At 64.1% G+C, this 15,850-nt stretch carries 11 protein-coding genes; 3 read left to right on the top strand and 8 right to left on the bottom strand.

Annotated elements, in window-relative coordinates:
* Positions 1-159: 159 nt before the first annotated feature.
* Positions 160-594: a helix-turn-helix domain-containing protein gene (locus ACIBI6_RS08580; protein ID WP_364350277.1), complete on the top strand. Its 435-nt coding sequence runs from the start codon at positions 160-162 to the stop codon at positions 592-594.
* Here ACIBI6_RS08580 and ACIBI6_RS08575 read toward each other — a convergent pair.
* From ACIBI6_RS08575 to ACIBI6_RS08560, 4 genes are all read right to left on the bottom strand, one after another.
* Positions 574-1,803 carry a helix-turn-helix domain-containing protein gene (locus ACIBI6_RS08575; protein ID WP_396955673.1) on the bottom strand — a complete coding sequence of 410 codons (1,230 nt, stop codon included), beginning with the start codon at positions 1,801-1,803 and terminating at the stop codon, positions 574-576. The two genes, ACIBI6_RS08580 and ACIBI6_RS08575, sit on opposite strands and share 21 nt — an antisense overlap.
* 209 nt (positions 1,804-2,012) lie before the next feature.
* Positions 2,013-3,044: an alpha/beta hydrolase gene (locus tag ACIBI6_RS08570; protein ID WP_396955672.1), complete on the bottom strand. Its 1,032-nt coding sequence runs from the start codon at positions 3,042-3,044 to the stop codon at positions 2,013-2,015.
* Between the two features lie 250 nt (positions 3,045-3,294).
* The gene (locus ACIBI6_RS08565; protein ID WP_396955671.1) at positions 3,295-4,842 is read right to left on the bottom strand and encodes a glycosyltransferase family 39 protein; all 1,548 of its coding nucleotides are present in this window, start codon (positions 4,840-4,842) and stop codon (positions 3,295-3,297) included.
* A 61-nt stretch (positions 4,843-4,903) separates the two neighbouring features.
* On the bottom strand, positions 4,904-6,208 hold the full coding sequence (locus ACIBI6_RS08560) for a condensation domain-containing protein (RefSeq protein ID WP_396955670.1): 1,305 nt from the start codon (positions 6,206-6,208) through the stop codon (positions 4,904-4,906).
* A gap of 331 nt (positions 6,209-6,539) precedes the next feature.
* Here ACIBI6_RS08560 and ACIBI6_RS08555 point away from each other — a divergent pair, with 331 nt between their 5' ends.
* Positions 6,540-7,556: an alpha/beta hydrolase gene (locus ACIBI6_RS08555; protein WP_396955977.1), complete on the top strand. Its 1,017-nt coding sequence runs from the start codon at positions 6,540-6,542 to the stop codon at positions 7,554-7,556.
* 9 nt (positions 7,557-7,565) lie between these two features.
* Here the strand turns inward: ACIBI6_RS08555 and ACIBI6_RS08550 are convergent, their stop codons facing one another.
* The gene (locus ACIBI6_RS08550) at positions 7,566-10,001 is read right to left on the bottom strand and encodes a hypothetical protein (protein WP_364350292.1); all 2,436 of its coding nucleotides are present in this window, start codon (positions 9,999-10,001) and stop codon (positions 7,566-7,568) included.
* Positions 10,002-10,505: 504 nt separating this feature from the next.
* Positions 10,506-12,062, bottom strand: coding sequence for an amino acid permease (locus tag ACIBI6_RS08545; protein ID WP_364350295.1), 1,557 nt, complete (start codon positions 12,060-12,062; stop codon positions 10,506-10,508).
* A gap of 344 nt (positions 12,063-12,406) precedes the next feature.
* Between ACIBI6_RS08545 and ACIBI6_RS08540 the strand changes: the two genes are divergently transcribed.
* Complete coding sequence (locus ACIBI6_RS08540; protein ID WP_364350678.1) at positions 12,407-13,684, top strand: lipase family protein; 1,278 nt, start codon at positions 12,407-12,409, stop codon at positions 13,682-13,684.
* On the opposite strand, the gene ACIBI6_RS08535 is transcribed toward ACIBI6_RS08540, so the two are convergent.
* Both ACIBI6_RS08535 and ACIBI6_RS08530 read right to left on the bottom strand, forming a co-directional pair.
* The gene (locus ACIBI6_RS08535; RefSeq protein WP_396955669.1) at positions 13,638-14,675 is read right to left on the bottom strand and encodes a GlxA family transcriptional regulator; all 1,038 of its coding nucleotides are present in this window, start codon (positions 14,673-14,675) and stop codon (positions 13,638-13,640) included. The genes ACIBI6_RS08540 and ACIBI6_RS08535 overlap by 47 nt on opposite strands.
* 53 nt (positions 14,676-14,728) lie before the next feature.
* Entirely contained in the window at positions 14,729-15,607 is an 879-nt protein-coding gene (locus ACIBI6_RS08530) for an alpha/beta fold hydrolase (RefSeq protein WP_396955668.1), read from the bottom strand.
* Positions 15,608-15,850: the final 243 nt, after the last annotated feature.

Below are 15,850 nucleotides of genomic sequence, written 5' to 3'. Positions count from 1 at the left end.
CGATGTTTCGATCCGTTTCCTACCAGGCAGTCACGGGTAATCAACCGAACACACTTGCGATTCGACTTCGGACCCGATGGGCTGGAGCGGTTTTCGTCGACAGCGCAAATCGAACCGATGATCGGTTCACCAGGACAGCGAAGAAGATGGGCACCTCAGATGGCTGATTTCGCCGAGCGGTTGAACAAGCTGTTCGAAACCGTGCATCCCCCGGGCCGCCGCTCGCATACCAATGCCGAAGTCGCGGACGCGTTGACGAACTCCGGGTACCCGATCTCGAAACCCTATCTGTCCCAACTACGGTCGGGGCAGCGCGCCAACCCCTCCAACGAGACCATGACCGCCCTCGCCAAATTCTTCAAGGTCAAACCGGACTACTTCTTCAATGACGTCTACGCCGCCAAAATCGACCACGATCTGGAACTGCTGTCTCAACTTCAGGGCTATCACCTGCGCCGACTATCGAGCAGAGCTTTCGACCTTTCCGAGGAATCGCAGAATCTGCTCGCCACCATGGCGGAAAAACTCCGGGCGAGCGAAGGATTACCGGCCGCACCGCCGGATACCGACGACTCAGGACCCGACCAGGCATAACGCCGCGCCCGGTGCTTGCCTCGACGGAAAGTCCGCGAAGGTGCAGGCGACCAGGCTCGATCTCAGATACCAGGCGTCGGTGACGTTTTCGGGGTCGAGTCCGGTCAATTCGGCGATTCGGATGAGGCGGCGGCGCACGGCGCTGGTCGAGACGCCGAGCCGGCGGGCGGTCGGCGCGCGCTTGCCCTGCGCGGCGAAGTAGGTGCGCAGGGTGTCGAGTAGTCCGGGCTCGGTCTGCAGCGGATCGAGGATCGCCCGCAGATGCTGGTAGCCGGGACCAGGCTGGATCAGTTGGTACTCATGTGCCAGATCTTCGAACCGGTGCAAACCGGGTCCACGATCCAGGCGCAGGGCGAGATCGAGCAGTTGGTGCACGCGGTCGGCCGCAGGGGGAATCCGGCCACGCGGCGACGCCGTGAATGTCGCGGTGACCGGGGCGGCAGCGGCGCGCATCAGCCGGGCGACCAGGTCGACCAGCCATTCTTCGGTAATGGCCGCGAATTCCGTTGGGACCAGGATGGTTCCGCCATCGACACTGAGCAGCGATAGCACCCGGCATTCGCCAGTGGTCGCCAATTCGGCTTGGACGCGGCGCAGTTTGCGGCGCGCGACCACCCTGGAATCGAGTCGAGCATCGTTCTCGTCGGGATGCGGCCCCAGCGCGACCGCGATCACAAAGTAGGACGACGAAAGTTCGGCGCCGCATCGGTGTGCCATCGTCGGATCCGCTTTTCCGGCCAGCAGCGCCGATGCCAGTGTCTGCGCGGCGACTCTGCGATCACCGGTCATGGCACGCACTTCGCCGACGTACCCGCGCAATACCGCGGTCGAAAGCTCCTGTGTCGCTTGGATCAGGCGCGCGCCGTCGGTGTAAATCTCCTGCCGAACCGACTGCGGCCGATCGGCGGCAACGAGTTCGAAACCGGCTTTGATTCCGGCGTGCATGACGTGCTGGATCAGTGCGATCGGCAACTCCCGATCCGCCATTCTGGCCGCGATGGTCTCGAGCCGCGCCACGGCTCGCTCTGGTACCGGCCTGCCCGTGCGGATCGCGGCCGTGAGGCCTTCCAAACCGCAGCGTGCGACCGTGATCAGGTCGCCCTGAACGGCACCACCGAGGCCTTCGACCGATGCGCTTTCGAGACGGTTCACGATCTTGCGCGACAATGCCGAGTAATTCGGCTCGAAAGAATCATTCGTGACCGTCATGGCATTTCCCCTGAGATTCGCACTGACCGGCAGGCCGGGCGCGGCATGGTCGGCGAGAATTCACCAGCCATCGTGCTCCCTGCCGAAAATCGACGCTACCGTCGGTCGGTCACGCTACGACAGATTATCGCCGTGCGATACGCACCTGGCAGCCGATGGTGAAGCGACACAAAAAATTCGCCGGATTTCGATGACGCTTACCGAGTGGCTCACTTGATCAGTGCCGCTTCGAATATCGGCCAGGACTTGTGCAGATCCTCCTGCCAATAGCCCCACGAATGCGTGCCGTTCGATCGGAAATCGAAGGTGGCGGGAATGCCGAGGGATTGGAGTCGGTCGTGCAGTTGGTGGGTGCACATGTTCATGACCGCTTCCAGCGGCACTCCGAACATCACCTGCCACACGAGCTGGATCAGCTCGCCTCGCGTGCCTTCGGGGGTGTCCAACGGTCCGAGTGCCCCTGTGCCCGCGGAAACGTAGATGGCGGTGCCGCGCAGCCGATCGGCGTGCAGGTAGGGATCGTTTGCGGCCCATGTCGGATCCGAGGGCGGGCCCCACATATTCAGTGCATTGCCGCGCCACCGCGCGACGACCCCGGTGACGAACGCCTGTCCCTGCGGGTCGCTGGTTCGGACACAACCGCTGTAGGAGCCGATCGCCCGATAGCGACCGGGTGCGGCCAAAGCGAGTTGGAAGACCGAGGTCGCGGACATCGAAAGCCCGGCAATGGCGTTGGCACCGTTGCCATTGAATGCCTGGTCGATGAGCGGCGGCAATTCCTCGGTCAGAAAGGTCGTCCAGCGTTGCCGCCCGAGCAGCGGATCGTCGGATTTCCAGTCGGTGAAATAGCTGCCCGCACCGCCGATGGGGATTACGACATTGACCGGTTTATCACGGAAGAAGTCAGCGACATCGGTTTCGTCGTACCAACTGCCACCGACACCGCCATTGGCGCCGTTGAGCAGGTACAGCGTGGGTGCTGCGGTGTGCTCGTCGCGGGCGCGCAACACCTGCACGGGGAAGATGGTGTTCATCGCGGCCGAATACACCGATATCTCGATCAGGCGGTCGTTTCGTTGCCGGATGCGGACCAGGCGCGATCCGTCGGCCGACACCGCTATAGGTTTCGGCGGCGGCTGGGCGTGCACCACGGCGACAGGTGCGCCGAAGACGCCGAGAACCGTTGCGACACAGAGCAAGCGGATTCGAGCAGGCTGGGTGCTGTCGATGGAACCGATCACGAGCGCTCCTGATCGGCGTGCGTCATCTACCAAGCGCAGAGCGAGTGTTCGCATGCGGCCAGCAATGGACGCGCCACCAATTAGGTGACGCGCCCGCCACCGTCCGGGTCGCCGAATGGATCGGTGGCCAGGCGTCGACGATAAAGACCCGTGACCAGCTCCAATTGCTCGGGGAGCAACAGCGGGGCCGACAAGGCCGGTACGAATCGCGGATCCAGTGCTCGGAACTGTCATCGGTAATTGCCTAGTGTCAGATGCCCGGGTCGAGCACGTTGGTGATCAGATGCGGCCAGGTTTCGGCCCATGGACGGATGCTGCGGTCGCAGCGCCAGATGACGATGTTGCGGTTGATACCGGGAAATCCGAGGCGATCATCGAGGCGCTTCAATGGACGAACATCCCAAAACGTCTGTCGCAATAGCGGTTCCGCTGCGTCGGCGGCGACATACAGCACAGTGGTATCAGTCTCCGAAGGCTTACCGAAATAGGCGAATCCACGATTGGGGCTGTAGATCGGAGGCAGGTCCGGGCTGCCGAGTCGGTCCAGCACGCTCGCTGCCCAATAGGTTTGCGTGACAATGACCGTGTGGGCGCGGGCGCCGAGATCTATTGTGCGGTAGGCGGCATCGACGGACGCCGTAAGTTCCGACCAGCCGCTGGAGCCGAATACACGCATTCGGGTGGACAATTCGCTTTGCGTATTCGTCGGCCGGTCCAGGGCACCCGACGATACCGGTAACAGAAACACCACGGCGACAGCGATTGTCGCGGCGAGCGCAGCCATGGTGATCCCCGTCGCCTTCTCCCACCGGCTGAACTCACGGGCCTGTGCCCACACCGCGCCTGCGGCGAACAGAACCGGAAGCAGCCCCGCGACGTAGTACGCGCGCGTCCCGGTCACCAGCACGAACCCGGATTGGACGACAACGGCGACGACGATGAACCGATAAGGCCGCAGTGCGGAATGCCGGACCAGCGCCCAAATGCCCACCACGGCAAGGAATCCACCGATACCGGTCAGCATCGCCAACTGCATCGGCAGTCCCGCGATGCCGCCGGTCGCGGCCTGCTGTTCGGCTCGTATCGTCGCGCCCATGGCCAGTTGCGGCCACCCATGCCGCGCCTGCCACCCCAGTCCCGGTAGGACCGTCGCTAGCGAGAATGCGGCACCGAACCACAAGGCCGGCCGCCGGAGCAGATCTCGCGGACCGAAAATCATGACGCCGATAGCGATTCCGGCGCCCAACACCGGAGCCAATAGTTTCACCTGTAGATCCAGCGCGACGACCACGGTGGCGGCAATCAGAAGCCGATCGTCACGGATCCGAATCCAGCGCACTATCAGCCAGATCAAGACCGCAACCAGCGTGGCATCGAGAGCGAAGGTCGACAGCGTGGCCGACTGGGTGATCGCGAACGGACAGCACGCGTAGGCAAGAGCCGCGAGTACCTGCGCGATACGCCCGCCGCCGAATTCGCGGGCGGAGGCGGCGGCGGTCACGATTGCCAGCACAGCGGCCACGATCGACGGAATGCGCAGTGCGACAAGCGAACCCGGCGCTATCCAGTCCACGCATCGAGCGAGAAGTGGTAGCAATGGCCCCTGGTCGACGTAGCCGAAGGCGAGCCGAGCACCGGCCGATAAGAAGTACAGTTCGTCACCGAAGTAGTCGTATCGGTCCGCCCGCGCGACCAGGACAACCGAGACGAGCCCGGTAATCGCGGCTACCGGTCGCAATGCGAACGGCGGCAAGGTATTTCGCAGTTCGGCGTGCCGTGTGGCAGCGGAAGTCGTCACAAGCGCCTCCTCGACACGACCCCCCAGGCCGTGCGGGTCGTCGCATCGCAAACCCGGACGGTCATGACAAGACGTCGACCCGCACGGCATAGTCACCGTCCGCGACCACAGCGGTAACGACGGCGGTCAGCGCCTTCGCGTACCGATCGATCGACGCGTGCGCCTGGGGGGTGTCGGGAAACATCAGGGTCAGGGTGGTCACCTCGTTGAACCGATTTATCCAGAGGTACACCTCGCTCGCGCTGGCCCGATTGCCGTACAGACCGCCGTTGATCCGATCGAACATTTCCGCACCCGCCATCCTGCGGACATCGACATATGACAGCATCGGCGCGGTCCAGCCCGGCTTGGTCCGGATGCCCAGCTCCGGGGTGACCAGCTCGAGCACCCGATGCGGTGAAATATCGGTCAGATCCTTGGCACGCTCGGCCGCATCCTGGACCGAGGCAACGAGCGAAGTGAAGGTGTCATCGGGCCGGATCGCCGCGGTGACCGGAATGAGGTTGGTGTACCAGCCCACCGAGGTCGCCTCGCCGGGGGTGGCGCGAGTATTGGCCGGGGCGAGGCCGAAATACCAATCCCGACCGGTCAATTCGAGCTCCGCCATGGCCAGCGCGGTAAACAGTCCGCCGATGAATCGGCCACCGTGATCCTGGCAGACCTGTTCGAATCGCACGGCGTCGGCCTCGCTCATCAGCGGCAGCGTCACCTGCGCGCCACGGATGCCGCCGTCGGCCAGTCCGAGGTCCAGTGGAAACGACGGCATATCACCGTCATTGAGCTGTAGCAGCTCGACCCAGTGCCGGATCTGCGGTGATTCCAGCGTGAGTTGTTCATTGAGCCGGCGTTCACGCGCACAGTATGCGAGGTGGCCGTCGACCGGCGCGGAAGGGACTCGGCCGCCGGACAATTCATTGCCGTACAGCATCAGCAGATCGACGCAGGACAATGCCTGCGCGAGCCCGTCGGTATGCAGATGATCCACGGCGGCGTACACCGTAAATGAATCACCGTGATCGATCACGCCGAAACTGAAGCAATCCCATTCGAACGGACCCGATGTTTCGGCCTGCACCCGCTCGCGAATCGCATCGCTGTCAAGGAATTCTTCGTGGTCCGTCGCGACGAATTCGATATCATCCGGCCGCACCACATGCCGCACGACCCGACCCTCGGCGGTAAACGAAAACCAGCTCGAAAACGTGTCGTGGCGACGCAGGAATGCGTTGAATGTCCGGGTCAGCGCTTCGCGGACCGGAGCGCCGGGAATATCGAAGGCAATCATGCACAATCGCGATGCCCGAACGCCCGCATCGGCATTGCGATGCGCGGTCCGCAGATATGCCTCCTGCTGGTAAGAGGGCATTGTCGGGTGTATCGGGGCCGTCCGCACCGCCGCCCGCGAACTCGGTGACGCCATCCATGTGGTGAGCCGACCGCGCTCGGGATGCCATTCATCGAAGAAACCGAAATTGACCAATGGATGCCCTCGATTCGTGAAGCCAGGAGAATGTCAGTCAACGGCATGTATTGCCGATCGACCATGGCCGGGCGCGAACTTTGTGATGTTCCCCAGAACCAATGGATTTCGCCGAAAGATCGTCCAAATAGCCTTATCTGCGCTGGTAATCGCCGACTATCGTGGCCACGCAATAGATCGTGGGAAGGATGAGCGAGTGCGAACTGCGACAGGGCTCATGACGCTCATCTGCGCAGTGGGTCTGGCCGCCGTACCCGTGACCGCACGATCGGAACCCAGCGGACAGATCACGGTCGCCGCGGCCACCGCCGCCGCACGCCCGGCCGCCGATGGTTCCGCTCTCGCGGGCCTGGTCGAGAATGCGGACGGCATGCTCGACCTGCGCGTCCACTCGGCCGCAATGGACACCGATATCCTCGTCAAAGTGCTTCGGGCGCCGGATAGTTCGGCGCCCGCCCCCACGCTGTACCTACTCAACGGTGCCAGCGGTGGCGCGGACGCCAGTAGTTGGCCCGAGCAAACCGATATCGTCGAGTTCTTCCGCGACAAGCAGGTCACGGTTGTCACCCCGATGGGCGGCAACGGCAGCTACTTCACCGATTGGCGCGACGACGATCCAATCCTGGGCCGCCAACGCTGGACAACCTTTCTGACTCGGGAACTGCCGCCGATCATCGACTCGGCCTTCAACGGCAGCGGCGCCAACGCGATCGCGGGGATCTCCATGGCCGCGACGTCGGTATTCCAGCTCGCACTCGCGGCACCCGGGCGCTACCGGGCCATCGGCTCCTACAGCGGTTGCGTGCAGACCAGTGACCCACTGGGCCAAGCCATGATCGACGCGGTCGTACTGCGCTGGCGCGGCAATCCGAGCAATATGTGGGGGCCGCCGAACGATCCGGCCTGGGCCGCCAACGACCCCTATGTGCATGCCGAAATGCTGCGCGGCACAGCCGTTTACGTCTCGACCGGCACCGGCGTTCCCGGACCGCTGGACACCCTCGACGGCCCGGGAATCCGGGACAACGCGGGCAAACTCGTCGGCCAGCTCGTCAACGGCGGCGTGCTGGAGGCCATCACCAACCAGTGCGCGCACGCACTGCGCGAGCGCCTCCAACAACTGAACATCCCCGCCACCTTCGACCTGCGCCCCACCGGCACCCATTCGTGGGGCTATTGGCAGGAAGACCTGCACAAATCGTGGCCGATGATCCGCGACGCGCTGCGCGGATAGCGCACCAACTCAATTCAGCCGAGCGCCCACCCTGGCCATCGGCGGGGCCCAGCGGGGCCGCTGCGGACTGCCTTGCCTCGGCGGCGTCGGCGTGTTCGTCGCTGTTCGTTTGGCCCCGCTCAATGCTTGGTCGGTGAGAACCGTATCGGAGATGTGGCCACGAGCCACGCGGAGCAACTCTTGATCCGCTGGATTACGCAATACATTGTTGACGCTGGTCAAGACAAGGTCCGCCTGCCTGCTGCCGATCTCACCCAACATGCGCCTGGCGGCGAGGGCGTCGTTCGCGAATGGACCACCAGCCAGTGGGCCCGACGTGACAGTGCCGCCGCCGGCGACTGTTTGGAGAGCTCGGGCCGCGTCCTCTGTGGGTGTGCCCAGGTATGCATTGACGAATTGCTCCTCGCCCGCGGTAAGGGTGACACCTGCGGGCGCCGAGCGCCGATACCGGAATGCGGCGGCCTGCAAGGTGGCGAGATCCGCCGCGACTTCGCCGGGAGAACTGCCACCGTCGATGAGTCGAAGCGACGAGTCCTGGACACGTTGGACTGCGGCCACCGCGCGACCGAGATGGTTATTGGCGAGCGTCCAGCCCTTGGAGTTGTCATCGACGATCGACCACGAGCGAATGGCGTTGAACATGATGTCCTCGTCGGTGAATCCGGCGGCGAGCAATGCCGCAGGCGCATCGGTGATCTTCCCGCCGATATCCACCAGACCCTGCAGCGCCGCGGCCGCGCCGCGCACGGTATTGATGCCGCCATTCGGCGCGGCAAGCGCGGCCTCCCGGGCAGCCCGCGCGAATACGGGCCGGTGCACGTATGCCTGTGCATAGGAACCCGTGGGTCCACCCACACCTGGCGCGCCCCAGAATCCCCATTGGCCCAATTGCGCCTCGCGCTCCATCCGGGCGAACGGCCGCAGCGGTGAACGGGTCTTTCCCCAGAGCCATTCGGTCGCTGGCGAACCGCTGACCGTGCTGAAAGCGGCAAGCACAGGCAGCATCCCCGCCCGCATGGAATGTCCAGCCCCGACCGTGCCCATACCGAGTGCGGTCGCGCTACCACCCGAACCCCGTGCGCCACTGCCTTGCGCCGCCAGCGCGAACCGATTGGCGATCCACTCGTTGCCCCGATCCAGACCCGCGCTGAGCCTTTTGAGCTGCAGGATCGCGACAATCTCGACGATCGCGCCGATGATGAACACCACCATGACCTGATCGCGGGCCAGCGTGAACAGGTCTCGCAGGATCAGTACGTAGACGCCGAGAAAGATGGTGTAGGCGGTCATGCGCGCCGCGGCTACGAAGCCGTCGACTACATTGCGGATCAGGAACGTCTGGGTGGGTCCGTAGATGAATCCGCCTGCGGCGAAACCGAAGATCGACATCAAGCCGTGGTAGATGGTGTCGAGTGCGGCACGGATCACCTTGATCGCCAGCACCGCCCCGAAGGCCAGCAGGATCGCCCCGGCCAGCAGCAGCAATAGGCCGGTGCCGATCTGCTCGAAATTTGGATTGTCCATCGACTCCTCGGCCGCGCCGTCCCCGCAAGCGCCGATGCCCTTTTTCACCCGATCTTCGCTGCGCGCCGTGACACCGGCCGACCACGCCGCACGACATGCGGGCTGATCATCGACCACATGCCCGAAGTTCCAGACCTGCAGCGGACGACGGGCGAAGTTATCGGTCAAGGTGCCCTGCATGGTCGCCACCATGCGCGACGGATCGACATTGCTATCGCCGTTCAACCCGGCCGCCACCGAAATGCCGAGATCGCGGCCCTGCGCCAGCAGACCGTCCGATGCGAGCACATCGGCCAGTGGCTCGGCCAGGAATATCGGCCCCAGCACGGCGACCATGAGCATGGTCCCCATTTGGAGAGTGGCCTTGGAGTACAAGCCGCGCACGACGAACCACGCGACGAAGAACGCACCGAGCGTCGCCGCGGTCACCAACATGATCGGCGTCGCGATCTGGCCGGTCAGGCTGTGCGCTACCCCGAGCAATGCCTTGGAGAAGATGTTCAGCCACTGGAAACTCAGGGCGTAGCCGATCAGCCAGATTGCCGTGATCACAATGATTTTCCAGCCCGCGAACTCCAGGCCGATCACCAGGGATATCGCGGTATTTCCCGGACTCAGTACGCCGCCGTGATCGGTGGCGAAGACATAGCTGGCAGCCTCGACGCCCGAGGAATCGGAGACGTGAGTCCAGCCGAGTGCACTGCCCACCGACGATCCGGCGGTGCGGGTGCCGCTCTCGGCCGCGGCCGAGGCCGTGGCGCCGAGCAGACCGGGGAAGACGACCAGAACGAAGACAGTGAGCAGGACCCCGACCGTCCAGCGGCGCCGGCGCGTAGCGCGGATCCACCTACGACACCGCAGCAGCACCGCGGGCAACTGCCAACGATCCGGATCCCAGTAATCCGATCTCCAGTTGTTCACCACTACAACCTGATTCGTTTCCGCGCACCCGAATCGCAGGCACGGCATGGCCAGACGAGCATCGAAGCGGACAAACCCTCGGAGCTGCTCAACAGTCTCCGGAAACGACCACCCGAACGCTAACCACGCGCCGTGAACGACCCCCCTCCACTCAGTGAACAGCGCACAGCGAAATCAACAGAGCCCGTTGGGTTTTCGTTTTCATCGCGACCGGAGCTGTTCACTGTTTGTTCGCCCCGCCAGGTCGCGGAATATTCGCGCTGGCGACGCATCATCAGGCGCGGATGCCGCCGTAGCGGTGCCTATGGTGCTGCTCGACTGAGCGTGCATGCCGACTGAAGCGGCTGTAGCCCAGCATTTTCCAGAATAGCGACCTAATCTACCGGTCTGTCCCGGCTTGGACCGCTAGTTCGATCGAGGAATAGCGACGATTGCCCGTCTATCGCTGTGACCGCGAGCGTGCAGCATCGCGAAAATCATCGGATCTCCCGATGAATACCGACCCTACAGCGGATCCGGGTTGACGTAGCCGGATTTCGGCGGCTCGATGATCACTTCCGGTTCAGCGGAGGGGCCGAGCGGCGGACGCTCGGCGACTACCGCGAACTGGCCCGTATGGTGTTCGCGGATGCGGGCTATTCGCAATACTTTTCGGCGAGCGAGGAACCAGCCACCGACCAAGGCCGGGCCCAGGATGACGATCATGGCGAGTACGGCGCTGCGCTGAACCATATCGCCGCTGGAGGCCATCAGGATTACCACGGCGGCAAGGAAGAGCAGGGTCGCGACATCGGTGTAGGGCGCGCCGGGTAGCCGGGAGGCTGGACGCCAGGCCAAACCGCGCCGCCACTCGCGCCACAGTCGCAGATGACAGAGCACGACCGCGGTCCACGACACAATGGTGCCGAGCGCCGATACGTTCAATACGATCTCGAAGGCCTGGTCGGGCACCACCGCATCGAGCCCGACCCCGACCAGGGCGATCGCGCCGGTCGCGAGGATGCCGACGTAGGGTACGCCCGTCCGCGACATGCGCGACGCCACACCGGGTGCGCTGCCGTTCATCGACATCGAACGCAGAATCCGGCCGGTCGAGTACAACCCGGCGTTGAGACTGGAGAAGGCAGCGGTGAGCACGATCAGATTCATGATCGAACCGGCCGCTGGCACACCGATTTTCGCGAAGAACGTGACGAATGGACTTTCCCCGGCCCGAAAGACCGTATAAGGCAATAGTAGTCCGAGCAGTACCAGCGAGCCGACGTAGAATAGTCCGATACGGGCGATGACGGAGTTGATCGACCGCGGCATGATCGTCTCCGGATGCTCGGCCTCGCCGGCCGCAATGCCGACCAATTCGACTGCGGCATAGGCGAATACGACGCCCGTGGTCACCGTGACCAGCGGCAGCAGGCCGGTCGGGAACAACCCGCCGTGCTGGGTGATCTCCCCTACACCGGTCGGCGCCCCCTGAATTGTGAAGCGGCCGGCCAGGAAGATGGTACCGACGATCAGGAAGCCCACCAGGGCCAGGACTTTGATCAGCGCGACCCAGAACTCCAGTTCGCCGAACCAGCGCACCGAGATCAGATTGGTACTCACAACCGCGATCAGCGCGACGAGCGCGATCACCCAGTGCGGGACGCCCTCGAACGCGCCCCAATAGTGCACATAGGTGGCGATGGCGGTGATATCGACGATCCCGGTCATGCACCAGTGGAAGAAGTAGGTCCACCCGACCGCGAAAGCCAGCTTCTCCCCATAGAACTCGCGCGCATAGGAGACGAACGATCCAGCGGAGGGCCGATGCAGCACCAATTCGCCGAGCGCGCGCAGGATGAAGAAGACGAATACGCCACATACGGCGTACACCAGGAACAATCCCGGTCCGGCGCTGGCCAGTCGCCCACCGGCACCGAGAAATAGCCCGGTGCCGATCACCCCGCCGATCGCGATCATCTGCACTTGGCGCGCGCGCAGCGATCTGCGATAACCGACATCCTCGGCATGCAGCGCATCTGCGAGCGCCGATAATTCAACTGGTCCCCGAACTGCGATCACGACCAGGCCTTCCAGTGCGGGAAGTCATGTCGCGGAAGAATGTACCGTTATTTAGCGGTACATTCAATGAGTTTGTTTGAAGTTTCAACGGGTACCCTAGCGGGTCCGATCACATCCGAGACTACCGGCCAACCGGTTCGTGCAGATGCACAAAAGCCGAGGTCGAGGCTCTGCATCATGCCAATAGCCCCGCGCCGTCAATTGCGGTGAGCTGAATCCAGCACGCCGAACCCATGATCGGCTGGCGGATAAATGGAGATTCGGAGGATGTGGTGAAGCGATCTCGGCGGCGGCTCACGGTGCTCGCGGTGGCGGCAGGTCTGGCGGTGGCGGCGGGTCTGGCGATGGGCAGTTTCGGGGTGGCGGCCGCCGATCCGGCATTCCCGCCGAATTTTCCGCCGGATCAGAATCAGCTGCCGCAGTTGCCGACCGAGCCGCATATCTACGATCTATTGCCGATCCCGTCGCCGGATCAGGACCCGTGGTACGACGATCCCGCGGATCTCGCGTCGTATCAGCCGGGCCAGATAGTGCGCAGCCGCGAAGTGCAGACGCGGGTGCTCGGCATCCCCTTCCCGGTGTACACCGAACAGCTGCTGTTCCGCTCGAACGATGTGCACGACAATCCGATCGTCACCGCGACAACCGTTGTGGTGCCCGGCATTCCATGGCAGGGCAGCCCTCGGCCCGTGCTGTCCTTCCAGGAGGCGATCGACTCCACCGACTCGGCCTGCAACCCCTCGCACACCCTGCAGACCGGCACCATGAAGGAGTCCGCGCTGGTGATCTCCTGGCTGGCACAGGGTTTCGCGATCAACCTGCCGGACTTCGACGGGAAGTTCAATACCTTCAACACCTACGCCGAGGGCAAGATGGTCCTCGACAGTCTGCGCGCGCTGAAGAACGAGCCGGGCCTCGGACTCACCGATTCCGGCATCGCGCTGTATGGATATTCCGGGGGCGGTTCGGGTTCCATTCGCGCGGCCGAGCTGCGAGCGAGCTACGCACCCGATGTGCGGCTGCTCGGCACCACCATCGGTGGCACGCCTGGCGACCTGGTGGCAGAGGCCTGGTATGCGACCCAAGCGGAACCCGGGCTCACCGGTACGAGCAACTTCACCATGTGGCTCGGCTTCGCGAGTCTGGCCCGGGAGTATCCGGACGTCTTCGATCCCGCCGATCTGCTGACCACCGAGGGGCAGCAGATCATCAAAGACGTCCGAAGTCGTTGCTACGCAACCATTGCACTCACCGGTGTCTACCGACCCATCAGTGCCTACTACCAGCCCGGCAAGTCGCTGGAATCGTCGCCGGGGATCCTTCGAGTCCTGCAGGACAACAGCTTGGGCAGATACCTTCCGGATACACCGATCCTGTGGTGGCACGGCCTGTGGGATGAACTGATCCCACCGTCGGTAGTGCTGCCGACGGTCCAAAGCTATTGGGAGCGTGGCGCGGATCTGCGCTTCTACACCGTTCCGGTCCCCGAACACATCGTCAATGCCGTCACCGGCTGGCCGCCCGCGGTGGCCTGGACCAGCGCGGTGCTGCGCGGCCTGCCGCCGGGGCCGAAGTTCAAGGCGGATTTCCAGCCGCTGCCGCCCGGCTTTCCCGGAAGCTGAAAACGGCTGTGTCCGAACCGGTGATCGCAAAATGTTGCCGGTATCGGTCGGGTGTAGTGGCCAGCTGCCGCGAGAAGACCCGGTGCAGCGTCTCACCGTATTTGTAGCCGACCGCTTTGGCGATCGCGACAACCGTCAGATCTGTCGTCTCGAGCAGTCGCCGGGCCGCCTCGACACGTAGATTCTCCACGAAAGCAGCTGGCGTACTGCCGGTTTCGGAACGAAAGGCGCGGGCGAAGGCGCGCTCGCTCAATCCCGCCCTCGCTGCCAACGCGGCGACACTCAAGTCTTCGTCCAAATGGTCGGGCAGCCATTGCTGCACCGCCCGGATCGCCGGGGTGCGCGCGGGCTGCGCACGTAGTTGGGCGCTGAATTGCGCTTGGCCGCCGGGTCTTCGGGTGAAGACGACGAACCATCTGGCAATCAACTGCGCCACCTCGGTGCCGTGATCCGCCTCGACCAGGGCGAGCGCGAGATCGATGCTCGCGGTGACCCCCGCCGAGGTCCACCGGTTGCCATCGTTGACGTAGATCCGATCCGGCTCGACCAGCACCCGGGGGAAACGCTCGGCCATCACCGCACACGCGCCCCAATGCGTTGTCGCACGATAACCGTCGAGCAATCCGGCACCGGCCAGCAGGAGCGAACCGGCGCATACCGACGCCACCCGCCGCGATCGCCGGGCAATGGCCGGAAGCTCGCGCACCACCTGGGCGGATACCGACGAGACGAAGGCGCCGTTTCCACCGATCACGATCATGGTGTCGATCTCGTCGTCACCGGTGGCGATCTCGGGCAGGGCATGTTCGACATGCATCCTCAGACCACCCTCCACCGCGACGGTGCCCGCCCGCGGCGATGCCGTCACTACGTGGTAGGCCGGTGCGCCGAGGATGGCGTTGGCGGCACCGAAAATGTCCATGGGACCGGCCAATTCGATCAGCTGGATGCCGTCGTAGACCACGAGGACAATCGTGCGGGGCGTCGACACGTCCCTATCATCACCGCACACCCCCAGGGCTGTCACGGCAATGTGCAGTCCGATCACCCCGCGTGCCGGACCGGCGCGACCACACCGGCGGCATGCCGTCCGAGGAAGGGAATGATCAGATCGGCGACGCGGTCACCGAACTGCGCGTGCGGATAGTGCCCGGCGTTCTCGATGACGACCACCTTGCCGATGCCCATGGGCATGGCCGCGACGATCGCCATGGCTTCGGCCTTCGGGTCCGGGAAATCGGGATCCTCGGCACCCATGATCAGCAGCGCGGGCCGGTGCACCTGCGACAGCGCCGCCTCGGCATCGGCCGGAGTGGTCTTACCGGCCTTGCGGAACTCGCGCCACCGACCGGGTTCGCGCAGGGTCGTCAGCACGCCGTCGAGGTAGCTCGGAAAGTCCTCGGGCTTGGTCGGATACGCGATATCGAGGTACCCGCGCCACAACCGAGGCGAGCCCAACAGCAGCGTGCCCATCAACCGCACCAGACCGCGCCGGTATCGCGGCACCGTCCACAGAGCACCGATATCCAGTCGCTGCCTCTTGGTGAACGGGTTGATCTCGACGATGGCACTGACCAATTCGGGCGCCTCGGCCGCGGCAATGGTCGCCGCGCCGCCGGACAGAGAGTGGCCGACGATTACCGCCGGGCCGCCGAAATGCCTTATCACACTGAGCAGATCGCCCGCGACATCGGTTCGGTTGATGGCCGCCTTGCCGGTCACCGACGGCCAGCCGGGGCTGGATTCGCCGTGCCCGCGCAGGTCGGCATTCACCACCTGGTAGCCCGCGGCGACCAGTCGCGGTACGAGATGGCGATAGTCGTGCCGGGAGGTTCCGATGCCGTGCGAGAGCACCACCAGCGGTCCGTCCCCAACGACATCACAGGCTATCCGGCCCTCCTCGAATGTCACGAACTCGGTCATTTGTCTTACCTTCCAGGCGTTTTCGAAAGGTCGCGTGACGCGCGATGTGCTCGAATTGAACGCCGGAATCGCCCCTTTGTCGGTAGCCCCGACCGGATCGGTCAGATAGACAGCGGATTTCGTCAGTCCCTGATCCAACCGGCCCGACCGGCTGTTAGCGCACCTCAGCGCGAGCTACCTTGCAGCTAGCACAGCGGCTAAGATGTGATTGGCGTCACATTTTATAGGTCGGGGCAACGATAC

The organism is Nocardia sp. NPDC050412, assembly GCF_044458825.1.
Taxonomy (GTDB): Bacteria; Actinomycetota; Actinomycetes; order Mycobacteriales; family Mycobacteriaceae; genus Nocardia.
The sequence above is the reverse complement of the archived record's forward strand: the minus strand, read 5'-3'. Positions and strand labels throughout refer to the sequence as shown.